We start from the raw sequence: 23811 nt of genomic DNA, 5'->3' as shown, positions 1-23811 counted from the left end.
TTTAGGAAAACCTCCCCCGCTCGTGTGACGACAGGGGAGGTTTTTCATTTACTATCATATTTTTACGTATTATCGTATACTTTTAAAGTTTGAACCATTTTTTCTCGATAAGGCGGATTGTCAGTATCTCTAATTTCTTATCTCAATAAGTAGTTATGGCACAGCTTCGTAAAATCGCCGCTATTGTAGGACTAGAGCAATACAACACCAATCTCTGGAAGAAAATTATCGGTCTTCTCAACGGTGAAGCCGAGCTTACCCAATGGACCGATGTTGATCTGGAAAAACAGAACCCCGATACGGCAAAAGCCATTTCGGAGGCCGATTGCATTTTCATGAGCATGATCCAGTTCAAAGAACAGGTGGACTGGTTCAAGGAGCAGCTCGAAGGGGCCTCGAACAAGGACAAGACGGTGTTTATATTCGAGTCGATGCCCGATGCCATGGCGTTGACGAAAGTCGGTGACTATGCGGTCAGCGAAGGCAAGGGAGGAATGCCTGAATCGGTCAAGAAGATTGCCAAGATGCTGGTGAAAGGCCGTGATGAAGATGCGCTTTACGGTTACATGAAGCTGATGAAGATCATGCGTACGATCCTTCCTCTTGTGCCGAAAAAAGCAAAGGATTTCAAGAACTGGCTGCTGGTTTACTCCTACTGGATGCAGCCGACGCCCGAGAACATCGCCAACATGTTCCGGTTGATTCTCCGGGAGTACTGTGACGAACCTCTCGAGGTCGGCCCGATAGTCGATGTCCCGAACATGGGGCTTTACCACCCGGATGCGCCTGCGTATTTCAAGGATGTCAAATCATTCAAGAGTTGGTCCAAAAAGCAGGGGAGGAACTTCAATAAAAGCCAGAAGGTTGGACTGCTGTTTTTCCGCAAACACCTGCTTCAGGAAAAAACCTATATCGACGACACGATCCGCGGTTTCGAGCAGAAAGGAATCAACGTCCTTCCGGCTTTTGTGATGGGGGTCGAGGGCCATGTTCTTGTCAGGGACTGGTTTGTGAAGGAAAAACTCGACCTGCTTGTGAACATGATGGGATTCGGGCTTGTCGGTGGCCCCGCCGGTTCGACAAAACCCGGTACAGCCGCTGAGGCCCGTGATGAAATCATGCGCAAACTGGATACCCCCTATATCGTTTCCCAGCCGCTTTTGATACAGGATTTCGAATCGTGGCAGGAGCTTGGCGTTTCGCCCATGCAGATAACCTTTACCTACTCCATACCGGAAATGGACGGAGCTGTCTGTCCGATCATTCTCGGTGCGCTGAAAGACGGCAAGATCGAGACCGTGGCCGAAAGGATAGATCGTCTGACCGGACTTTCCCGGACTTGGCTCAGGCTAAGGGGGGCGACAAACCGGGACAAGAAGCTTGCGTTTGTTGTGTATGATTATCCGCCGGGATATGGTAAGAAAGCAAGCGCGGCATTACTCGACGTTCCGAAATCACTTTTCGCTATTCTTCAGCGGCTCAAAAAAGAGGGATACGACACCGGAGAGCTTCCGGCAAGTGCTGAAGAACTGTTCAAGGCGCTTGACAAGGCAACCGATCACCAGTACCAGAACGGCAAGCCGGACGCATTGAAGATTAACGGGGAGAAGTACAGGGAACTCACCTCTTCGAAAGAGCGCGAACGTATCGAGGAGCGGTGGCAGAATTTCCCTGGGGAGATAGTGCCGATAGGTTCGGAAGATGTTTTTATCGGTGGAGTTCGGTTCGGCAACATTTTTATCGGGGTACAGCCCCGTCTCGGTGTGCAGGGAGACCCGATGCGACTGCTGTTCGATAAATCAAACACACCGCATCATCAGTATATTTCTTTTTACCGCTGGATCAGCAGGGATTTCAGTGCTCATGCTCTCGTGCATGTCGGTATGCACGGTTCGGTCGAATGGATGCCGGGCCTGCAGACAGGTTTGACCGGTGACTGCTGGCCGGATGCGCTTCTGGGAGATATTCCTCATTTCTATATTTATCCCATCAACAATCCGAGTGAGTCTTCTATAGCCAAGCGAAGAGGGCTTGCCACGATGGTTTCACATGTTGTTCCGCCGCTTTCGCGTGCCGGGCTCTACAAAGAGCTTCCCGCGCTCAAGGAATTTCTTGCCGATTACCGTGAGCGAAGACTTGACCAGTCGAGCGATGCTGAAGAAATGGAAACCGCCATCATGCAGAAAGCCGAGCTGCTCAATCTTACCGATGACTGTCCGCGACGGGAAGGGGAGCCGTTCAGTGATTTTGTCAGCCGTCTTTACAGTTATGTTCTTGAACTTGAAAACCGCCTGATTTCAAGTTCGCTTCACGTGTTCGGCGAATCTGCGCCGGCAGAGTCGCAGCTGGTCACCGTTACCGAAACATTGAAAAACAGGGGGATGAACGGTAAGACGCTCCCCGGCATGTTTATGAAATATTCTGCCGGAAACGGCCATTACCAAAGCTACGAGGAACTTGCAAAACGGTCGAGAAGCGGTGAAAGCGAGGCTATCGACCTGCGTGAGAAAGTCGACCAGTCATGCAAGGACTTTGTACAGAAGGTGTTGTTTGACCGGCAAAGTCCTGCTGATGTTTTCAAGGAGGTCTGCGGTGGGGAAAATCTTCCTGCAGAATACATGGAAATGGTGGACAGCCTTGCGCAGGAAGGCGCTCAGCTACTGTATGCTCTTGATGATAATCATGGAGAGATGGATGCGCTTGTCAGGGTGCTTGACGGGCGATACATTCCTTCCGGGCCTGGCGGTGACCTTGTCAGGGACGGTGTCAACGTTCTTCCTTCAGGGCGGAACATCCATTCGATAGACCCTTGGCGAATTCCTTCAGAGCTGGCATTCAAGCGGGGGACGAAGATCGCCGATATGCTGGTTGGCAAACACCTCGAAGAAAATGACGGACAGTACCCTGAAACAATCGCGCAGGTATTGTGGGGCCTCGATACCATCAAGACAAAAGGTGAGGCGGTTGCGGTTGTTATCCGGCTTGCAGGTGCGGAGCCTGCCTATGACGCTCAGGGCAAGATCAGTCATTACCAGCTCGTACCACTTGAAAAACTCGGGCGTCCGAGGATCGATGTGCTTATGCAGTTGAGCCCGATTTTCCGCGACGCTTTCGGCAACCTCATGGATCAGCTCGACAAGCTCATCCAGGAAGCCGCAAAAGCCGACGAGCCGCATGACATGAATTATATCAAGAAGCATGTCGACGAAGCCCTGGCGGAAGGTGCGGATTTCGAAAGCGCTACATCCAGGCAGTTCACCCAGGCCCCGGGTTCCTATGGGACCTATGTCGACGACATGGTCGAGGATTCAGCCTGGGAGAACGATGACGATCTCGATGAACTGTTTCTGCGCCGCAACAGTAGCGCCTATGGAGGAAGCAGAAAAGGGGAGAAGCAGACCGATATACTCAAGGGACTGTTTAAAACTGTCGACCGTGTGGTACACCAGGTCGATTCAACCGAGTTCGGTATTTCGGATATCGACCATTACTTCTCATCGTCCGGATCGCTCCAGCTTGCCGCTCGTAAGCGCAACAGCCGCGTGAGCGACGTGAAACTGAACTATGTCGAATCCTTTACTTCCGATATCAAGGTAGACGATGCAAACAAGTCGCTCAGGATTGAGTACCGTTCAAAGCTTCTGAACCCGAAGTGGTTCGAGGGAATGTTGAAGCACGGGCACAGCGGGGCTACGGAGATAAGCAACCGCGTGACCTATATGCTGGGCTGGGATGCGGTGACGAAAAGTGTCGATGACTGGGTCTATAAAAAGACCGCCGAAACCTATGCCCTCGACCCTGAAATGCGTGAACGGCTTGCCAAGGTTAATCCTCAGGCAATCAAGAACATTGTCGGGCGTATGCTCGAAGCCCATGGAAGGGGGATGTGGACGGCAGATCAGGAGACCATTGAAGAGCTCCAGGAGATTTATGCCGACCTTGAAGACCGTCTGGAAGGAATGCATGATGAAGAGTAAAGGGAAATGTTGAACTGTTGAGTTGTTGATGTGTTGAATTGTAGGGGCGGACCTGTGTGTCCGCCTTATTTTATGGTTGGATGGCAAGAGACAGGAATGGAGTAGCGCACTTCGTGCACAGAAGTAGGGAAAGAGGGTTGGCAGTCTTCAGTAGGCAGAGATTTGTAGGGGCGAAAAATTTTTCGCCCTTACTGAAACAACTCAACGATTCAACACATCAACATGCAGTCTTGATTTACGATACCGAATAATTCGGGGCCTCTTTGGTGATCATGACATCATGTGGATGGCTTTCCCTCAGTCCTGCCTGAGTTATGCGTACAAAGGTGGTGTTGTGCTTCATTTCATCCGTAGAGTTTACGCCGCAGTATCCCATTGACGACTTCAATCCTCCGATAAGCTGATAAATAACCTCTTCGAGTGCACCTTTCGCCGGTATTCTGCCTTCGATGCCTTCCGGAACATATTTTTTGCTTTCACTCGAAGCATCCTGGAAATAGCGGTCGCTGCTACCTTCCGGTTCAGACATCGCACCAAGCGAGCCCATTCCCCTGTATGCCTTGAACCTTCTTCCTTCATACAGAATCGTTTCTCCAGGGCTCTCGTCGGTTCCGGCAAAGATGCTGCCTATCATGACCGAGTCGGCACCTGCAGCAATAGCTTTTGCAATATCACCGCTATACTTGATGCCGCCGTCAGCAATGATAGGGGTGCCGGTTTTTGAGGCTTCGGCGGTACAGTTCATGATGGCTGTGAGTTGAGGCATACCGACACCGGCAACGACCCTGGTTGTGCAGATGCTGCCCGGACCGATACCCACCTTGACGGCGTCGGCACCTGCTGCGACAAGATCCCTGACTGCTTCCGCGGTTGCAACGTTACCGGCAATCACCTGAAGATCGGGGAGGCTTTTTTTGATGGTTCTTACCATGTCTCCTACAGCCTTGCTATGACCGTGTGCCGTATCGACCGCTACAACGTCGACACCTGCTTCAACAAGCGCCATAACGCGATCGATCGTGTTTGCTCGTATGCCGACTGCCGCACCAACCCGAAGTCTGCCATGCTTGTCTTTGCATGAATCGGGGTAGAGTTTTCTTTTTTGAATATCCTTGAACGTTATCAAACCTTTCAGGTTCCCTTGCGGATCAGTGATCAGGAGCTTTTCAATCTTGTTCGATAACAGTATTTCTTCTGCATCTTCAAGATTTATGTTCTCATCAGCGGTAATCAGATTCTCACTGGTCATGATGCTTGAGATCGGCTGCTCCGGTGAAGGATTGAATCTCAAATCTCGGTTTGTGATGATTCCCTTGAGCTTCATGGATGCGTCGTCAGAGCTTACAGGTTTTTCGATAATCGGAATACCGGAAATCGAATGCTTTTTCATCAGATCGAGGGCATCCTGTACAGAAGCGTTTTCATACAGGGTAAACGGATCACGAATAATGCCGCTTTCATAACGCTTCACCCTTGCTACCTCTCGAGCTTGTTGCATGATCGTGAGGTTCTTGTGGATAAATCCTATACCTCCGGACCGGGCGATAGCGATAGCGAGTTCCGATTCCGTAACGGTATCCATTGCTGCGCTGACCAAGGGAATATTCAGTTGAATCTCTTTTGTGAGGGAAGTTTTTACACTTGTTTCCTTGGGAAGAACTTCCGAATAAGCCGGGACGAGCAAAACATCATCGAACGTAAGCGCTTCGTAGAGAATTTTTGTCATGCAATAAACGGTTTATGTCATTTGGGTTAAAGCAAGTTTTGCCAATTTACAAAAGTGACTGCTCAAAGACAATTGGAACAAGGCGCCGAGGAGGAAATATTTGCTTTAACTTCTTCTCTTGCTTTTAAAAAAGTAAAATACATTGTACATTACTTGCCCTAAAAAATGGAGAGGTCGCATAGTGGTCTAGTGCGCTCGCCTGGAAAGCGGGTAAGGTTAACAGCCTTCGAGGGTTCGAATCCCTCCCTCTCCGCATAAAATAGAATGACCCGGCTTGACCGGGTCATTCTATTTTACACTGAGGGAGGGATCGAGCCCGATCAGAGGGTTCGACCAGCGGCCCATGCCGCTGGGATTGACCTTTAGGTCAACCCGAAGGGGGAAACGCAGAGCGTTTCATCAATTCCGACCGTTATCCCTGATTTGTCAAAAAATCAAATCCAATAGCGGTCGATTTACGATCTTTCTGCATTCTTTTAAAATTCTAACCAAGATATGATTTGTCTCCTTCCTCTCTTCCAGGAGGTGCTGTGAGGCTGTCTCGGATTACATATAAGCTGTACAGCTAGAAAAGAACTACGAAACAGTTTGCAACACTCGACTGTTAGGTGGATATGTGGCATTTATGATGGTTTAGGAAATTTCGATTTCAAACTATTGTTTTTGACTTTTTCCACTCATTGATTATCTTATGTGCCCTACGGAACAGTTCTTTACATATTTTTCGGAGGATTAGCATAATTGGTAATGCAGCAGTCTTGAAAACTGCCGGCTTCACGGCCTTGGGGGTTCGAGTCCCTCATCCTCCGCAGATAAAAATGACAACTGGAGAGGTGGCCGAGCGGCTGAAGGCAACGGTTTGCTAAACCGTCATAGTTCTAACAAGGGCTATCGAGGGTTCGAACAATGCCGACAGGCATTGAGACGGCGAGTAAAGCGAGTCCGCCCCGACTTGTCGGGGTGAGCGCAGCGAATCAATCCCTCTCGGTTAAAGAGAGGAAAATGTGTGCAAGAGCACAATGTTCATTGAAAGCAGAAGTGTCAAGGAGAGAGAGGGGCTCGAACCCATCTTCATGAGCTTTTGTATCGATAATATAATCGGAGAGGTGGCCGAGCGGCTGAAGGCAACGGTTTGCTAAACCGTCATAGTTCTAACAAGGGCTATCGAGGGTTCGAATCCCTCTCTCTCCGCATAAAAAACAATACCCCGGAAAATTCCGGGGTTTTGTTTTTTACACTGAGAGTGATGAGAATCCGATAGGAGGGTTCGACCGGCAGCTATGCTGCCGGGACGGCGAGCAAAGCGAGTCCGCCCCGACTTGTCGGGGTGAGCGCAGCGAATCAATCCCTCTTTCTGCATTCTCCTTATCCGTTTTTTCCTTGCCGATCCATTGAGTATAATCAGGAATACAACATTGAATGATAGATGGGTGTGGACTCGAAAACCGTATAATGCACGGACTTGCCGAAAAAAAACATGATGCACATTCCATTTTACCAAATCAATTCGTTTGCACGTGGGCCTTTTTCCGGGAACCCGGCAGGAGTATGCTTGCTTGAAAAGTGGTTGCCTGACGCACTGCTTCAGTCGATTGCGGCTGAAAACAATCTGTCAGAAACGGCATTTCTGGTACCGAGAGAGAATGATTACGACATACGCTGGTTTTCTCCTTTGGTCGAGGTTGATCTATGTGGTCATGGAACGCTTGCCAGCGCTCACTTGATTTTCAACGTTTTGAATAAAGACGCGGAAAAGGTGATGTTTATGAGCAAGAGCGGGTGCTTATCAGTGGAAAGACGGGATGGGCTGTTGTGGCTTGATTTTCCATCTCGTAAGCCCTCCCCATGTGTTGTTCCGGATGGTTTGGAAACTGCATTAGGCATAGTGCCATCGTGTGTTTTAGCAGCCCGTGATCTCATGGTGGTGTTCGATGACGAACAGACCGTAAGGGAGCTCGAGCCAGATATAGAAGGGGTTGCTCGTCTGAATTACCATGGGCTTATCCTTACGGCGCCAGGTAGCCGTTCGGATTTCGTTTCCCGTTTTTTCGCACCACGCGTCGGTGTTCCTGAAGATCCTGTTACAGGATCAGCACACTGCACCTTAATTCCTTATTGGGCCGAACGCCTTGACAAGCCAGTCTTATGTGCATTACAGCTAAGCAGGCGCGGGGGAGAGCTGTTTTGTAAAGATAGAATGGAGAGGGTTTCGATAGGAGGGAATGCCATGACATATTGTTCCGGTACCATAACAATATGAGGTTTGAAAATAATTGATTTCAAAAAAGAGCTGAATCTTCTCTAAATGCCGACGGCAAAAGATGTAGAAACCGTGACGGTTTCCGAAATGCATTTTCTGATGATCGACGGACAAGGTGATCCCAATACTTCTCAGGAATGCAGTATGCCATAGAAACCCTGTATTTGGTTTTGTTTGTACTGTTGTTCATGGTCAAAAAAGGAGGGGATGGAGTTTGTCTGATAGTCTATACCCTGATCGTGGAAAAACTCCAGTACTTCACAATCGATGCACATGTTAATACTGTCGAGCTAGGGGGTTATCAGAGGCAAATGTTTCATAAAGCAATCAAATTCGTTCCCTGCGGTCACCAGACGCATGTTCTTCGCGCCGTTTATTGCAGGCGTTCTGTCTGAGTCACGTTGTCTGATACATTATACACGCAAGGACATCCGCTCCTTTTTTTCAACAAAAACGATCTGCACCCGAACATTCAAGTGCATTCAGAGGTTAAGATGCTTTTCGACGGACGGTAAACAGGATTCGGATTTCTTCAGCGGAAAACGGAAAATTACAATGTCAGACAACACGATCGGTCGTTTTTTTGAATATCTGAATTGGCTTTTCAATCCGTTTCATGGGCTGAAGACAACGGAAGTCTATGATCTGATTGGCACCACGTCTCTTACTGAGAATGCGTTATATCTCAATCTTGGCTATTGGCGGGATGTGGATACCATTGATGAAGCCAGTGAAGCGCTTGCGCTTCTGGTGGCGAAAAGAGGGGGCATGGGCCTGGGTGATATCGTACTGGACTGCGGATACGGTTTTGGCGATCAGGATATTCTCTGGACGAGGAGCATGAAGCCTGAAAAAATCATCGGGCTGAATATTACGAAATCTCAGGTTGAGCGAGCCCGGATGAATGTTGCTGATGCGGGACTCGGAGAATCAATAGATTTACGGGAAGGCTCGGCAACAGAGATGCCGATTGACAATGAATCCATTGATCTGGTCGTTTCCGTGGAAAGCGCGTTCCACTATCGAACCCGTGAGGATTTTTTCAAGGAAGCGTTCCGCGTTCTGCGTTCGGGCGGGAGGCTTGTGACAGCTGACATTTTACCAACAAAAAACTCCAATAATCTCTTCAGGCGAATAGAGCAGTGGATTTCATGGAACCTTGTGGCAGGTAAATTCAATATTCCGCAAGAAAACTACTATTTGATCCCATCCTACGATAACAAACTCTCCAAAGCCGGATTTGTCAATACTGATATCAAGTCAATACGTGACGATGTCTATATGCCTCTTCATGAGTATCTGTCAAGAGACCGGACGTTTGTCGACAAGCTGCCTCCTCTGGCAAAGATGCTTGCGCAATCAACATTCAATCGCTCTGCTGACAGTGTCTATGCTGGACTGGATTATGTTCTTTCTTATGCTGAAAAGCCATGACGGTACCTCTAATAATTTATTTCGTGTCGTGATTAGTTCGTTGGTCGGTGCCCAAAATCTTCATGTGCTCTTTGTACACTCCGGTTTCTGTGCTCCGTCCGCCTCGTACTCCTGACGCTCATGACAATTAATAGAGACACCGTGCCTGTAAGTTGTAGAACTTTTTTCGTTCCAAAGGATGTTGTTGATTTGAGGTAATGCAATTGCATAATGAAACTCAAACGAAGAGCTTGTGTGCCATCGGGCTTGCAAAGTATATGGCCTTTATTCTGCTGATCGCTGAACCATAGAGAATGGCTCACTCACAGAGAGTAACAGCAAATCTGCAACTGCTGAATAACTGGTATAAAAGGCGTCAGAACCTGCCTGTGTGCCAGAAGAATGCAGAAGTTTTGATCCGAAAAAAGTGTTTGTGCTGTATATTATTAACAGGTGACAAGGAATTTTGTAGTGCGGAAAAAAAGTGAGGCATAGAAAAAAACTCATAACAGGTTGAAATCATGAAAATACGCGTGGTATTACTGATCGTAACGCACTTTGCCGTAGGCGTCTTGGGATTCGGGGTCGGCATCTATACATTACCTATTCTTATTGCCCAGTCTGCGCCAAGCGAAGCTGCAATAGAGGAGGTGTCCTCGGAAGCAAGGTATACAGCTCAATTCCGAAGAGATTTGAAAGGCAGTGATGCTTTGCATTGGGGAGAAGGTACGGTTTCGGTTGGCCCCAAGTACATTTCCCTTACGGGCCGGCTGGCGCCTGGTCCAGATTACAAACTCTATCTTTCTCCGGAATTCGTCGAGACCGAAGCAGACTTCAATCGTTTGAAGTCTACTATGGTTCGCGTGGGCGATGTTAAAACATTCGAGAACTTTGTGTTGGAAGTCCCGCCAGATATCGATCCTTCGAAATTCACGAGCGTTATTGTTTGGTGCGAAGCTTTCGGAGAGTTTATTACGTCTGCCAAATACCAGTAGTTTGGGGGCGGTATTCTAAAATCCCAATAAGTTGTTGACGTGGCGTTTAGTGCGTCTGTGTTTTTTATTGTGGTTACGGAACAACTTCCCCAAATGCTGATATTACTGGCTGAGATGGAAAGACGGTTATGGTTACAACTGCAAGCTTTGCCATATGGTTTTTTGAATCGCACGCTTTTAAAGCTCATCAACGATGTCTCCTAGTCTCGGGGACAGATACAAGACTGGCAAGGTATGTGATTGAACGAACTCTATCAGATGTTTCAAATGAAATACGCACTTTTGAATGATGAGAAAATTGAAGCAACTAAAGGCGCTAAGGGAGTTTGTCCGAGTTGTGGTGCTGAATTAATTGCTAAATGTGGCGAGTTGAAAGTAAATCATTGGTCTCACAAGGGTAATCGAAACTGTGACAAATGGTGGGAAAATGAAACTGAATGGCATCGCTCATGGAAGGCTAATTTTCCTATAGAGTGGCAAGAAGTAGTTCATTTTGATCAAAGTGGCGAAAAGCACATAGCTGATGTTAAGACACAAAGTGGATGGATTCTTGAATTTCAACACTCCCTTCTAAATCCTGAAGAACGTCTATCCAGAAATAATTTTTATCAGAAACTGGTTTGGGTTGTGGATGGAACAAGAAGAAAAATAGATAAAAAGCAGTTTGAGAAAATGCTGGAAGAAAGCAAACCACTTCCTACAAATGTTCCTATTATAAGAACATACTTTCCAGATGAATGCAGGCTATTAAAAGAATGGCATAATAATTCTTTAGTGTTTTTTGACTTCAAAACTACGAAAGATGTTGCACAGTCAATGCTTTGGTTTTTATTTCCTAAAACACCATTACACAGTGCCTACCTGTCCCCATTTTCACGCGCTAGCTTTATTCAGTTATTTAACAGTGATAACTTCGATAAGTTCTTTGATGATATTATTCAGCCAATTCACACAGAGATAACAAAAGGGGAGCTCAAACAACAAGCGGCAAACACACATACTCGAACTCGGGCACTGCCAAGATTTGATGGACACACCAGCAGAAGGAAAAGACGGTATAGACGTCTTTAAAACCTATAATGGTAGAATGAAGTGGTTTCTACAACAGAAAGTGAGATGTATTCCGAAAGGCTGGATAATGGTTACCAGATCAGCGGAGACGTTCACGTTCGTTTCGGCAAGGGGTTAGGGATGCAATTCCCCCGGTCGGCTTAGTCCGAAAGCAAATCGGCCGTTAGTTGCAACCAGTTACGAATCACAGAATGAACATAGATGAAAGAATAAATGAAAAAAAAGCTAATGGTTGTTATTGGAGCTGGTGCTTCGATTGAGTTAGGAATGCCTAGTGTAAGAGGTGTCGATCTCTTGTTTACTGAGTGGGCAAAAGATGGGTATCAGCTAGCTAATTATGAAGATAAAACTTTGTATTGTTATATAAGGGATGAAGTCAACAGTTATTACAGCAAAAACCCAAAGCAAGGATTATGTAAGGAATCAAACTATGAAGAAATTCTATATGTGATACTTCAACTATCAGCCGCTCTTGGAGATGATAATTACAGTCTGCCTATGAATGCTTTTTGTGAGTTGAAAAAACTACCAAAATTAAAGTTAGATGCAGGCAATAAATTTGTTAGTGGTGATGATCTTAGGCAACTTTGCTATAGACTGGTAGATAAGTTGATAGATGAGTTTAGAGAGCGTTGCAAGGTTTCTAAAGAGAGCAAAAAGATATATTTCCAGATTTTTGAAAATTTTATTAATCAGCTAAACAGCGACTATGATGTTGCGTTTATAACTCTAAACTATGATGACCTTATAACGCAAGCTTGTCCTCATCTTTTTACTGGATTCGATGATAACGGGACTTTTTATCCTGTTAGTATTTATGAAAGATCTGACTGGGAGTTAATATATCACTTACACGGATCAGTCCACTTTGACATGCAAGGAGAAGGGCTGGATATGCACGCTATCAAGTGGAATGCTGATTTAAATTCTACATTTAGTGATAATTCCTTAGGTAGAAATTCCCAAGGTAACTCTGAGGGCATAAGCATGCCAACCTCTGTAATTGTTGCTGGTTATGGAAAAACTAATCAAATTCAGAGGTCGCCGTTCAGAACTTATTACTCAAGAATTGATGAAATTTCAGCTAAGGCTGATGCGTTTCTATTTTTGGGCTATGGGTTCAACGATTTCCACCTAAATAATTCTCTACATACAATAAGAAGGGGGGATCGAAATAAACCGGTAGTCATAATTGACTGGGCTCCTGATGATCAGGATCCAATGCAGTTTAGGTACGATGAGTGGGCTATAAATCTTTGTAAAACCATAGCAGTAAATGCAAACGAAATGGCAACAAAGCACAATAAAAATGCCGCTCCTGACATTGCAGACTTAAAAGAAAATGGTGAGTTTGAAGTTTCAAGAAATTCAAAATGTCCACTTTCAATTTGGTATGGAGGATTTATTGAGGCCTGCAAGAGTTACAGCGCGATCAAATCTGAATTGGAAGCAGGCAGCTAACACGGCATTGCAACTGAGAAACCCCTGAAGGCAACGTTAGCTTCTTTACTAGAAGATAAAAAGGAAGAATCATGGCTCTACCTGTATTGGTCACAATTGAAGACATAAACGATCTTATAGGTTACCTGAAAACCAAGCCTGCCGGAGCTTCAGTTGATGATGCGAAAAAGGTAATAAGAAAGCAGATATTAGATGCTCGAAAGATGCCTGCTTATGACCAGTGGAATATCATCAAAAGAGAGGGAGAGAATATTAAGCTTGATGAGCGAGGCTGGCACTTGGCAAGGAACTCATGGCCTCGACATGTCGTTTTTCAAGAAATCTTAAAATCGAATACTGCGTATGTGTCAGTCTTGGAGTGGGCATTCCATAGTGATCTTGAAGAAATTAGCAACGTCGATGCTGGCTCACATTGGCACGAGCATTTTTCAGAAGTTCTAGGGACAGACAATGAACAATCGATTAAAGATCGCGTGGTGTGTTTTTTTCGCCTTTGTGAAGAGGCCAAACTTGGTACTTTAACCATTGGTCGTAGGGGGCAGACCACACGACTTGCTTTAAGCACCGATACACTGGAGTTGTTTATAGGCGCGGGAATTTCTAAAGAAGAAGAACCTTCTGTAGAAGACAGTGAGGTCGTGTCGAAACTGGAAAAAAAACAGGCGGAGAATGATGATAAAGAAGTGGAGCCACCGATATTAATCGAAAACTCTTTCCACTGTAGCTGTCGATGAGGAGACTGCTGTTCGAGTATTTATTTCTCACGGTAAAAATATGGAGATCGTAGAGCAAGTCGAAACAATGCTGGGAGTAGCAGAGATCCCCTATGAGCTTGCCGTCACAGAAGAAACGAGTGCAATTCCCGTTCCGGAGAAAGTCTTCAATTCAATGCGGAAATGCAACGCTGCAGTCATTATCGTGTCTGTTGATGAAGAGCCTACTGAAGATAAAATGCCTTCAATTAATCAGAATGTTTTGATCGAAATTGGTGCGGCTTTCGTTCTCTATAATAAGAAGGTAATTCTACTCTGGGATAAGCGAATCCCAGTGCCTTCAAACCTTCAAGGTCTCTATCGTTCGGAATTTGAAGGTGACGAACTTTCATGGAAAGCCGGTATGAAGTTAATGACGGCATTGAAAGATTTTCAAAATGCCTGAGCTGCTAACAATGCGTTCAAGTGATTTCTTAACGCTTTCTTGGCGCTTGGCACTCCGCAGCAATTGTCGCTAAGCATGGAGTTCGACGGCTCATTGAAATAGGGGACATCCTATTAGCTTTATAAGTGGGTGGGTGTTTTTACTGTTACAAGCATTAAAGAATCTTTTGTAAGCACTCAACGAATCAACACCTCAACATCTCTTTACCTCATTCAATCTCCACCCCATACACATCCAGCAATCCAGCCACCCCAGCCAGTGAGAACTGTGCTTTGCGAATCTTCATACTTGCGGGGATTTGTGAGCCCTGGCGTCAAGCATCAGGAGTTCGACGCGTCTGTGTTTCCTGCTGGCGCTTGCGGGCCGGTAGCTTTGAATGCTTCGTGGAGTGTGGTATTACCCTGCGGAAAACAGCCGTCAAAAGAAAGTGCGAAAAATATCTCTTCTGGAACTCCCTTCAGTCCAAGCCCGGGAACATTTTCAAATCCAAATTTCCTGTAATACTGTGGATGCCCGATGAGACAGCAGCCTTTAGCCCCGAGGTCTTTCAATCGTGACAGCCCTTCCTGTATCAGCGCTGTGCCAATACCTTTTCGCTGGTAGGGCGGCAGCACGGAAACCGGCCCAAGTCCGTACCAATCAGTGGTGCCATCTGAAATGGCCACGGGAGAAAATGCGATATGCCCCACAACATGGCCGTCTACTTCTGCGACCAGTGATAAGGTCAAGGCCCTTGAGGAACGAAGCTCCTCGATGATGAACTGCTCCGTGTGGGTGCTGAATTCCAGAGACTCGAAAGCCGCCGCAGTCACTTCGGTAATGACGTCGGCATCGTACTTTTTCTCGTCTCTTATCAGGACATTTTCTTTTGTCATCGCGATTTCATTTTATGGAGATGCTCTGGCAAACGTTAATTGTGCTGGCCTGTGTGGGCTGGAAAATGCAGACCATTTCCTTCAAAATATAAATCCCTCGAATTATTCCAGCGCCTCACGATCACCACACTGGTTAACGGTGTGTACGCACTTCCCATATATAGCCAGAATTTGCAAGCTGTATGCCGGAGAGAGGTGTTTAAGCGGTATCTTATTGATGTGGCACAAGAGAAGCTGTAGTACAGATACTAAATAATGTTCGGCAGCAAGAGACAAAAGCTTATGAAATTGAGACCAGCGTTGGCCAATGACGCCGAGACATTATTTGATATCCGGTGTTCGGTCGTGGAGAACTACCAATCACGAGAGGAACTGGCAAGCCTCGGCATAACCATTCAAAGCGTCAAGGAAATGATTGAAGGGGAAGACTACATTACGATCCTCGCTGAGGAAGACGGTCAGCCCGTCGGATTCTCGATGGTGCAAATTTCGGATGGCTACGTTTTCGCCTGCTTTGTAAGACCTGAATTTCAAGGCAACGGGTTTGGACGGGTGCTTATGGATGCCGCCGAAGAGGGATTGCGCAGAGTGGGAGTTCAAAAAGCGTGGCTTTCGACAGGGTCGGAATCCGAACTTCGAGCAGTAGGATTTTATTTACATCTCGGTTGGTATAAAGATGGTTTCCTTGACGACGGACAGGTCGTTTTCAGAAAGACGTTGGTTAGTGCTGAACAAGGCGCTTCAGCGGATGCGGACAAGCCGCGCCACTGAGCTTCATCGTTGGGATAAAAGAATAGGTAATAATGAATGCAAAAAAAATCAAAATACTAAGCATCAGTGTTTTTGTCATTTTAATTGTCATAACTGGATATTCGACTGTATATGGAAGGTTGGTTCCTTATAGTCCGGTAATTGTAGGCTTTGAGCAGAAAATCTACAAAAGAGCAACTGTATATTATCACAAGGGGTACAATCTGCCAAGTTTGGAGGATGTTGACGAATTGATCGATGAAAACGAAAAAATTCATCGTCTTAAGTATAAGCGGAAAGTTGATATTATTCTTTGCGAATCCGATCAGGAAAAGAAAAGAATAACGGGCTCGTTAACGCGTGCTCAATCATTTCCTTTTTTGGGTAGAATCGTATTTTCAAGAAAGGTGCAGGATGAAGCAACTGCAAATGAAAAACGCTTTGGAATGTATCTTCAGCACGAACTATCGCACTCGCTTACTCAACAGAATTTGTCTTTGTTTGGAACGTTTACATTTCCTGCATGGCTTAATGAAGGTATCGCCGTATACTCGTCTGATCAGTTTGGTAAAGCAGGTTATTTCACGCAACGAGAAGTTTCTGAGCATTTATCAAAAGATATCTTTTTTCATCCTTACTGGTGGCCGCAGCCATTGCAGCAGGCGCCAATTGAATCCAAAAAGTTCAAACTAAAAGACAAGTACTATTTTATATACTCCGAATTTGGATGCATTGTGGATGATTTGATAAACACATATGGACACGACCGCTTCATTGTTTATTATCATCAATTACTTCAAAATAAAGATAGCAAAGACGTTTTTTTAGATGTATTTGACATTTCATTTTTCGATTATTTAAATGAATTCAAAACACGGATGGTGTCAAAACTATCCTGACATTTGCATGAACCCGGACAATCTTCGTGCCGCTATGCGCTACGAAAATTGCCGGTTATGCCATGCGTTATAATCAATGAGCATCGAAGAAATCACAAACTACAAGGCGATTTCGGAAAGTTTAGCTTCTTCCGGTCAGCCTGAAGAACTGCAGTTTAAGGAAATCGCTGAAGCGGGTTTTGAAGTGGTGATCAATCTAGCGATGCCAAACTCCGATAACGCGATACCGGAAGAAGGTTACATCGTAACAGCGCGAAAGATGATGTACGTGCATCTTGCCGTTCCATTCGAATCACCTACGGCTGAGCATCTGAGGTCGTTTTTCTCTCTTATGCAGGCATTTGAAGGGAAGAAGTGCTGGGTGCATTGTGTCGTGAATTACAGAGTGTCAGCGTTCCTGTATCAATATTTCAGGTTGGTTCACAAAGTGAGTTCTGAAGAAGCGAAGAAAGTCATTATCGCTGAGTGGGAGCCAAATATGGTATGGCGAGATTTCATGGGTCTGGAAGGAAAAGATGTTGGGTTATAACAAGAAAAAGGGGACGGAAAGACGTATATAACTATATGAAGTGTGTTGATGAGAATTACTGACAGTTCAACAATCCTCGAAAATACAGCGCCTATGAACTGGTTTATTTTTCTGCTTTTTCTTTTCCTCTTGTTTCCGCTGCAATCAAAGTCGCAGGAAATTGACAGATCCCTGTTCACGGGCTATGATACGGCATTCGTGCTCCACAACAGTTCTTCTGGGGAAACGATATCCGTTGATCCAGTGCGTGCCGCAAAGCCACTTGCTCCCTGTTCAACATTCAAGATCTACAACACGCTTATCGGGCTGGAACTTGGCCTGATCGAGGGTTCGGACGAACCGTGGTACTCATGGGACGGGGTGCATCGCAGCTATGATGCATGGAATAAAGACCTGTCGCTTCGTGAGGCATTTCGTGTTTCGGCGGTGCCTGCTTTTCAAATTCTTGCCCGGCAAATTGGGTCTGAGTGCATGAAATCATACATGGAGCGGATTGGTTATGGCAGTATGGATATTTCAGCCGGTATCGATGTTTTCTGGCTTTACCATCCCGAACGTGAAACAGTTGTTATCAGTGCAGACGAGCAAGTAGCACTTCTGAATAAACTGCTTGATGGAAAACTGCCTTTTTCTGACAGTAACGTCGAGACATTACGTGATGTAATGCTGGTTGCTAAAACTGAAAAAGGAACACTCTATGGAAAAACCGGTTCAGGAATGGATGCTGAAGGTAGTTGGACGCTGGGTTGGTTTGTCGGGTTCGTGGAGAGCAAAGGAAATGTTTACGTTTTTGCGTGTAATGTCAAAGGAGGTGAAAATCCTTCCGGCAGGGAAGCGAAAGCGATTGTCGAAGGAGTTTTAAACGCTCGAGGGTTATTGTAAGCATGATAAGAAATCTTGCGGATCATTTGCGCAGATGGAGCAAGGGCTGGCTGGTTTTTTTGCTTTTTGTTGTCCTGGTAGGGTTCGTGGTGATCACTCTACCGATTGCTCAAACTGCATCGGCCGGTATAGAGGGGCTGGACTCTCGTCATTTTTATACGCCGAAAGAGGCGTTTGCTGTTGTTGCTGCATACAGTGAAAAGGGGCGTTCCTTGCTCCGGTTTTTTTATTTGACAGCCGATATCCTCAATCCCATTCTTTACACATTGTTTCTGGCTCTGTTCATTTCGTGGCTTTTCCAGCGAGGTTTCAGGCCTGATAGCAAGATGCAACTGCTGAATGTATTGCCGTTCGGTGCGGCGATTTTTGATCTGTTGGAAAACCTGAGCATTGTAACAATGCTTTCAGTCTATCCTTCACAGCCTGCTTTTGTCGCATGGTTGGCGGTTGTTGGCACAACAACCAAGTATGCTTTCATTTATACGTCCTTTGCGTTTGTTATCGTTGGAATAGCTGCGGCTGCACTGAACAGGTTTAGGGTACAGTGACACTCTCCTCGCAGGATCATTAATCCCATAACCTTCTGCGACTAACAACAAACGGCTTCATCCGGCGCTAGATTATCGAACCCCAGATGAAATATATGCACCTGAAAAACCGTCAACTTTTTCAGGATGGGACAACGTGTGCTGCAAGAAGCTTGTATGAAAAGTGTTGGCTAACGGAAAGCCGTTATCCTTTGATCGTTGAAGCGATGGATTGTTGCAACCGTTCGAAAAAACCATTCACCTCTTCTATCCGGATTCTGGTTTTTGAGTCTTTCACTTCCTCATCTTCGATAAAAAGCGTGACGGTGGCATGGCCATCCAGGTCCGGTTCCTCATGAAGGGTAAAGCGCAGGTCCCGGTGTTTGAATTCTCTGATTTTCATGGATTAATAGTGCTGTTTTTAAAGCCTACCTGCGCTGTCTTACTATCAGTCAGATAACATCGGCTATGGCGTGAACGAAAAAAACGTCCAGGCTCTATGAGTTATTTGCTAAGAATATGCCGTTTGGAAGGTCAAACAACGGCTTAAAAAACGTTGTCTTTGCAATTTAGAATTTCGCCAATACTTCGCCAAGAAAAAAGTGCGCTATCTAAAAAAAATGTCAGTTAGGGGTGTTTAGCGGTTGTAAGCCTTTGCTATGGGGTTTCTAGCAACTAGTCTCCAGCAGCACTACTGCTATCAACTTGTTTAGCTTCTGAAAAACGATATCCTGAATCTTGTTCGAGCTGGCACTGGAGAGAAAACTCTCGCTGCAACAGTGAAGCAATCTCCTCTTTGCTGACCGATGACTTCACTGTCATGCCTTCTGAAATGGATTTGAAGCGATCGCCGCTCAGAACCTTTTTTCCTTCAGGTGTATGCAGAACAACCATCAGCGACTGTACAAAAATCGAATCCTTATGGGTGGAGTTCAGATAGTTGGCTGGTTCGAAATCAATCCACTCCTGGGGACATAGATTGAATTCATAGAGGTCTTTCCAAACACCGTTGTCAAGCAACTGCAAAAGATAGTCTTGCCTCGGATTCCGCGACAGCCTGAACGTGTCGAAATCCTGCTTGATGTCTTGGTCAAGCCAGTTGAGATTGACCGGTTCACGTATAGTGTAGCTTCCGAAGCCAAGATCACATAGCCATTTTTCACCGTTAACGCTTGCCACAATCACCATATGTGTCTTCGGACGACGAGAAGGATAGGTCATCGGACGAGCGGCGACAAACTGATACGGTATGCCCAACTCACCGAGGGCCATGGCAAACAATCCGTTTATCTCATAACAGTACCCACCGCGCTTCTGATCGACGATTTTTGTATAAATCTCTTCCGGTATGAGTGAAACAACTTTCCCGAATTGCACATCAAGATTCTCGAATGGTACAGAAAACAGCTGACACCGCATCATGTTTTTCAATGTTGAAAAATCTGCAGAAACGCTACCCTGAAAGTTAATTCTGGAAAAATATGCCTGGAGATTAAAGTTATCGGCCTTCATACGGGAAGCTTGATATAGATATTTAGCGGAATGTGGTTCTGACCATGGTGATAATATACTTAACATTTTGAACGCATTGTTCCATGGGTGGATTATTGCAAAGCTGAATCAAAAAATATTCCATGGTTTTTGATGTTCTGTGATGCAAAAGGAAATGTTGGTCATCCTTGATCGCTCGTTGCAGGACTCGGTTTTACTGGACAAAATGATGAGGAAAAGCTTTCTTGGCTATGGTCTTGTTTTGTTATACCATATGGTATGACAAAATCGAGGTGATTTTTATGTGTGCAACAGTAATGAAGATCGGTATTTCGACAGGTGTTATCCTGCCAAAGGTTGTGGCTGAGCGCTTGACGATCAAGTAAGGGACATCGTGTACCCCTTCGGGGTATATTACGGCGACGAGCCGTCTGTCTTTGATTTGGCTGCTGCCTATGTGTTTTTGCATAGTAACGGACGGCGACCGAAGTCGTCAGAAGCCGGAACTGTTAACGCGGTCATGGCTTTGGCGGCAGGTGAAATCGATGAACCGAGCTTTTCGAACAGGATGAAAAACAAGTCTATTATTTTCTGAGATGCACAAGAAAAAAAGTTAGTGTCAGTACTAAAAAAACATTCGGGAGAATCAAGAAAATGGAATTTGAAATTTTAGAATACGGAAATTCGAAAATAGCTAAAGTGTCTGCTGAAACTAAAATCAATTCTGTTCAGGATGCAACAGATTTGCTGGGTAATGCAGATTATCAGGGTGCAAGCAGGATTATTATAAACGAAACGAGTCTTGATCCTCAATTTTTCAACTTGAGAACTGGTATTGCAGGGGAGATACTTCAGAAGGTATCGAATTATCATAAACAACTCGCTATTGTAGGCGAATATGAAAAATACAATAGTAACGCATTGAATGCATTCATCATTGAGTGTAATAGGGGTAACCACATATTCTTTGTTTCCGATTTCGATTCGGCATTAAAGAAGCTTGCATAAGCTCTATTGTTCTAACAATGGCATTGAGTTGACCGGCTTCACGACCAGCAACTGAACCCTGGCGTTGGAGTGCGGTTTTTTCCGCATCATGAGGTGCTCCGTTAAAGGTCGAAGAATAAGATTCCGCTCGATCAGTAGCGGCAGCATCGACATGACAACTTGCCCGTTTTTCTTTCGATGGTATCAAAGATCAATAATTCAGCCTCTCCCCTCATTCAATCTCGATTCCATAAACATCCAGCAGCCCCGTCACTCCTGTCAGGGAAAAACGGGCTTTGCGGATTCGGTTTGTTTCCGGGTTTATTGAGAAATTATAGGCTGAGCGTAAATCGGCTTCTTCGAGAGTTGTGTGCTCGAAAGTCGCCCGCATGAGGTCGCAGTTTGTAAAAACAGTACCAGTAAGATCGGTTCCGGTGAAATCGGCCTCCTGCAGGTTGCAGTCGGTGAAGCGGGTGTTTTTTATGACGAGCTTGTTGAAGACCGAGAGTTTGAGCAGGCATGATTCGAACTCGAATTCCAGCAGTAATTTCCTGCAGTCGCAAAACTGCATGCCCAAGAGCTTGCAGTTGGCAAAACGAATTTCCTGAAAACCGGTTTCCCTGAGCCTGGCCAGGCTCAGATCACAGCCTTCAAAAAGACAGTTTCGAAAGGTGATGCCGGAAAGGTCGGCATTGTTCATGTTACAGTGGATGAAGGTGCACTCTTCGTAAATGCCACAAGCAGGATTCTTTTCGTCAAAGGTGATTTTCTCGAATGTCCGGTTTTCGCTATGATCGGTATGTTTTTTTCTCAAAAGGCGAACAGTTAAACGGTTGCTGTGATTGAAAAGACGGTGATTCGGTTTGAAATTTTTGTAATGTGTTTTTTATGTATTACAAGATAGATCCGTGATATTGATTTGTAAAGGTTTCCTTTGTTTGTTTTACGAGTCAATTGCGGTATGTGAAGTTCACAGTGCTGCTTCGTGAGGTGGTTGCTATGTTTTTTTTGCTGTTTCCGTTAAAAGAGACTATGAAAAGATAAGATGCCGGGTTACAACTCATTGTTTTTATCCCGTATAGCGGCCTCTTCAAAAAGGTTGGGAGCCGGTTTTACTTACTACGACAAGTTGAACGGTCGTATTGGCGTTGTTGAAAGAGGTGGAAGCCGAGCGTTTTTCGGGGCGGGGCCTCTCAAGTTATGGCCATTCAATTCGTCTCTTTGGATGTCGGTGGTCGATGATAAAGAGCTGACGATCAGAATACTGGCTGAAAACGGCATACGGGTTCCTAAAACGTTCATTGCATTTACCGGCGGTACGGATCTTTCGGATCGCGGAAAGAAATCTTCTTCGCTCGAGCGGGTATTGTCTGAAATATCCTATCCTGTTGTTGTCAAGCCGAACAGAGGCAGGAGTGCAGCCGGGTTGTCTTTTTTGTATGATTCGTCGAATGTTTCCGAGGCAGTCGCATACGCAAAAGAGTATGACAATGGAATACTTTTCCAGGAGATGGTACAGGGAGCGGAATACAGGGTATTGGTGCTGGATGGCAGGCCTGTTGTTCTTATCGAGCGTGAAACTCGAAAAATGACGGGAGGTGGTGTTCGGAATGTTTCGAAGCTGACTGCTGGTTCCGGTGAATCGGATGGGAGAGTGCTTGGCCGTGGGGAAATGATCTCTTTTAGAAGTTACATCGCTAAGTATGGCGATAAGGTCTTTGATGACGATTTATTGCTTGCGGTTCATCCGGCATCCAATCTTTCGATCGGCGGTAAGGTGATTGGTTGTCAGATTGAGATTGCCGAAGAGTGGAAGAGGTTGTGCAGTGCAATTTATGAAAGCGTGCCTTTGCGTTTTTTTGCTTTGGACTGTAAGGGTCATCCTGGTTCTCCGAACCGGCTTTTTGTTTTGGAGATAAATGCGAATCCGGGAATCGAGTCTGTATACAGATGGTCGGAAGCCACAGGGGATATGATCGTTGATCTGCTTGTCGAACATGCTTTGGTTCACCCCGAATAGATTGCTTTGAACTTTTATTCTCGGCTGGTTGGTTGAAAAGCAAGACAAAACTTTGAAAGAAAGCTGCAGAAGGCTGCGAAGCAATGGACTTTGCTGCTCGACGGAATCATTGTAGCTTGTAACTCGCTGTTGTTCCATGGAAAAATTCTCGTTCTTACGTTTCCTGCCGGTTTTGCTGCTTCTTTTTTTTCTTCCTGCTTCATTGATCGCATCCGGTTTCGTTCCTTTTACGTTTCGTTTGCCCCTGTTGCTGCTGAGCTTTTGTGTGACCGTGGTATACAGTATTTATAGGGGGTTCACTCTTGGCGAACTTGGGATCAGAGTAGACAACCTCGGTCTTTCACTGAGGGTAAACATTGTATTGACACTTCTGTTTTCCGCTTTATTTGCATTATTGTTTTACCTTAAGTTGATACCGGGACCTTTTTATCCGGCAATGACTGTGTTTTTTCCTTTTTATCTTCTGCTGTCCAGTCCGATGCAAGAGTTTTTGTTCAGGAGCTTTTTGTTTGCGGAAATGCGTGCTGCCGGGGTGAGAAATGGTTGGGCGCTTGTTTTATTTTCGGCGCTCTCATTTTCTTTCATACATATCATTTATGGAGACTGGCTAACCCTCGCTCTGACGTTTTGTATCGGTCTTCTTTGGGCGTTGATTTATTACTACATCCCGAATCTTGTCGGGGTTTCCGTTTTTCATGGAGTGGTTGGGATCTTCGGGGTGCTGGCAGGTGTTGCGAGAAATCTGTGATAAATTTTTTTTCTCATTTCCATGGGGCTCGACGATAGTTCT

At 45.6% G+C, this 23811-nt stretch carries 21 protein-coding genes and 3 tRNA genes; 19 read left to right on the top strand and 5 right to left on the bottom strand.

The window, feature by feature from the left end:
- Window positions 1-155 precede the first annotated feature (155 nt).
- Window positions 156-3977: a magnesium chelatase subunit H gene (gene bchH / locus CR164_RS06315; RefSeq protein WP_110023099.1), complete on the top strand. Its 3822-nt coding sequence runs from the start codon at window positions 156-158 to the stop codon at window positions 3975-3977.
- Window positions 3978-4212: 235 nt separating this feature from the next.
- Here bchH and guaB read toward each other — a convergent pair whose 3' ends face one another.
- Window positions 4213-5703 carry an IMP dehydrogenase gene (guaB, locus tag CR164_RS06310; protein ID WP_110023098.1) on the bottom strand — a complete coding sequence of 497 codons (1491 nt, stop codon included), beginning with the start codon at window positions 5701-5703 and terminating at the stop codon, window positions 4213-4215.
- 167 nt (window positions 5704-5870) lie between these two features.
- Here guaB and CR164_RS06305 point away from each other — a divergent pair.
- From CR164_RS06305 to CR164_RS06255, 10 genes are all read left to right on the top strand, one after another.
- Window positions 5871-5956, top strand: a tRNA-Ser gene (locus tag CR164_RS06305).
- Between the two features lie 473 nt (window positions 5957-6429).
- Window positions 6430-6512: transfer RNA gene (locus CR164_RS06300), tRNA-Ser, on the top strand.
- Window positions 6513-6803: 291 nt separating this feature from the next.
- Window positions 6804-6894, top strand: a tRNA-Ser gene (locus tag CR164_RS06295).
- Window positions 6895-7180: 286 nt separating this feature from the next.
- The gene (locus CR164_RS06290) at window positions 7181-7963 is read left to right on the top strand and encodes a PhzF family phenazine biosynthesis protein (RefSeq protein WP_239994486.1); all 783 of its coding nucleotides are present in this window, start codon (window positions 7181-7183) and stop codon (window positions 7961-7963) included.
- A gap of 555 nt (window positions 7964-8518) precedes the next feature.
- Complete coding sequence (locus tag CR164_RS06280) at window positions 8519-9397, top strand: class I SAM-dependent methyltransferase (protein ID WP_110023096.1); 879 nt, start codon at window positions 8519-8521, stop codon at window positions 9395-9397.
- Between the two features lie 500 nt (window positions 9398-9897).
- Window positions 9898-10371, top strand: coding sequence for a DM13 domain-containing protein (locus CR164_RS06275; RefSeq protein WP_193525190.1), 474 nt, complete (start codon window positions 9898-9900; stop codon window positions 10369-10371).
- A gap of 267 nt (window positions 10372-10638) precedes the next feature.
- Entirely contained in the window at window positions 10639-11442 is an 804-nt protein-coding gene (locus tag CR164_RS06270) for a competence protein CoiA (RefSeq protein ID WP_110023337.1), read from the top strand.
- Window positions 11443-11655: 213 nt separating this feature from the next.
- Window positions 11656-12903 carry an SIR2 family protein gene (locus CR164_RS06265; RefSeq protein WP_204901794.1) on the top strand — a complete coding sequence of 416 codons (1248 nt, stop codon included), beginning with the start codon at window positions 11656-11658 and terminating at the stop codon, window positions 12901-12903.
- A 71-nt stretch (window positions 12904-12974) separates the two neighbouring features.
- Entirely contained in the window at window positions 12975-13637 is a 663-nt protein-coding gene (locus tag CR164_RS06260; RefSeq protein WP_110023094.1) for a hypothetical protein, read from the top strand.
- Between the two features lie 22 nt (window positions 13638-13659).
- The gene (locus tag CR164_RS06255; protein WP_275068356.1) at window positions 13660-14061 is read left to right on the top strand and encodes a TIR domain-containing protein; all 402 of its coding nucleotides are present in this window, start codon (window positions 13660-13662) and stop codon (window positions 14059-14061) included.
- A 320-nt stretch (window positions 14062-14381) separates the two neighbouring features.
- Here CR164_RS06255 and CR164_RS06250 read toward each other — a convergent pair whose 3' ends face one another.
- Window positions 14382-14936, bottom strand: coding sequence for a GNAT family N-acetyltransferase (locus CR164_RS06250; RefSeq protein ID WP_110023092.1), 555 nt, complete (start codon window positions 14934-14936; stop codon window positions 14382-14384).
- Between the two features lie 282 nt (window positions 14937-15218).
- Between CR164_RS06250 and CR164_RS06245 the strand changes: the two genes are divergently transcribed.
- The 5 genes from CR164_RS06245 (at window position 15219) to CR164_RS06225 (ending at window position 18544) form a co-directional block, all read left to right on the top strand.
- Window positions 15219-15707: a GNAT family N-acetyltransferase gene (locus CR164_RS06245; protein WP_161953495.1), complete on the top strand. Its 489-nt coding sequence runs from the start codon at window positions 15219-15221 to the stop codon at window positions 15705-15707.
- A gap of 32 nt (window positions 15708-15739) precedes the next feature.
- Window positions 15740-16585: a hypothetical protein gene (locus tag CR164_RS06240; RefSeq protein ID WP_110023090.1), complete on the top strand. Its 846-nt coding sequence runs from the start codon at window positions 15740-15742 to the stop codon at window positions 16583-16585.
- Window positions 16586-16661: 76 nt separating this feature from the next.
- Window positions 16662-17114 (top strand): protein tyrosine phosphatase family protein, encoded by a 453-nt coding sequence (locus CR164_RS06235; protein WP_110023089.1) that lies wholly within the window; start codon window positions 16662-16664, stop codon window positions 17112-17114.
- A 93-nt stretch (window positions 17115-17207) separates the two neighbouring features.
- Window positions 17208-17996, top strand: coding sequence for a penicillin-binding transpeptidase domain-containing protein (locus CR164_RS06230; protein WP_110023336.1), 789 nt, complete (start codon window positions 17208-17210; stop codon window positions 17994-17996).
- Window positions 17997-17998: 2 nt separating this feature from the next.
- Window positions 17999-18544, top strand: coding sequence for a hypothetical protein (locus tag CR164_RS06225; RefSeq protein WP_110023088.1), 546 nt, complete (start codon window positions 17999-18001; stop codon window positions 18542-18544).
- Window positions 18545-18728: 184 nt separating this feature from the next.
- Here the strand turns inward: CR164_RS06225 and CR164_RS06220 are convergent, their stop codons facing one another.
- Window positions 18729-18926: a hypothetical protein gene (locus tag CR164_RS06220; RefSeq protein WP_110023087.1), complete on the bottom strand. Its 198-nt coding sequence runs from the start codon at window positions 18924-18926 to the stop codon at window positions 18729-18731.
- Window positions 18927-19198: 272 nt separating this feature from the next.
- Entirely contained in the window at window positions 19199-20035 is an 837-nt protein-coding gene (locus CR164_RS06215) for an arylamine N-acetyltransferase family protein (protein ID WP_110023086.1), read from the bottom strand.
- Window positions 20036-20668: 633 nt separating this feature from the next.
- Between CR164_RS06215 and CR164_RS06200 the strand changes: the two genes are divergently transcribed.
- Window positions 20669-21022: a DUF4180 domain-containing protein gene (locus tag CR164_RS06200; RefSeq protein ID WP_110023084.1), complete on the top strand. Its 354-nt coding sequence runs from the start codon at window positions 20669-20671 to the stop codon at window positions 21020-21022.
- Between the two features lie 211 nt (window positions 21023-21233).
- On the opposite strand, the gene CR164_RS06195 is transcribed toward CR164_RS06200, so the two are convergent.
- Window positions 21234-21815 carry a pentapeptide repeat-containing protein gene (locus CR164_RS06195; protein ID WP_110023083.1) on the bottom strand — a complete coding sequence of 194 codons (582 nt, stop codon included), beginning with the start codon at window positions 21813-21815 and terminating at the stop codon, window positions 21234-21236.
- Between the two features lie 231 nt (window positions 21816-22046).
- Between CR164_RS06195 and CR164_RS06190 the strand changes: the two genes are divergently transcribed.
- Both CR164_RS06190 and CR164_RS13315 read left to right on the top strand, forming a co-directional pair.
- The gene (locus CR164_RS06190; RefSeq protein WP_110023082.1) at window positions 22047-23021 is read left to right on the top strand and encodes an ATP-grasp domain-containing protein; all 975 of its coding nucleotides are present in this window, start codon (window positions 22047-22049) and stop codon (window positions 23019-23021) included.
- Window positions 23022-23157: 136 nt separating this feature from the next.
- Entirely contained in the window at window positions 23158-23769 is a 612-nt protein-coding gene (locus CR164_RS13315; RefSeq protein WP_110023081.1) for a CPBP family intramembrane glutamic endopeptidase, read from the top strand.
- Window positions 23770-23811: the final 42 nt, after the last annotated feature.

Origin of the sequence: Prosthecochloris marina, assembly GCF_003182595.1 — a bacterium.
Lineage (GTDB): Bacteria > Bacteroidota > Chlorobiia > Chlorobiales > Chlorobiaceae > Prosthecochloris > Prosthecochloris marina.
This window is presented reverse-complemented; position numbering and strand designations above follow the sequence as displayed.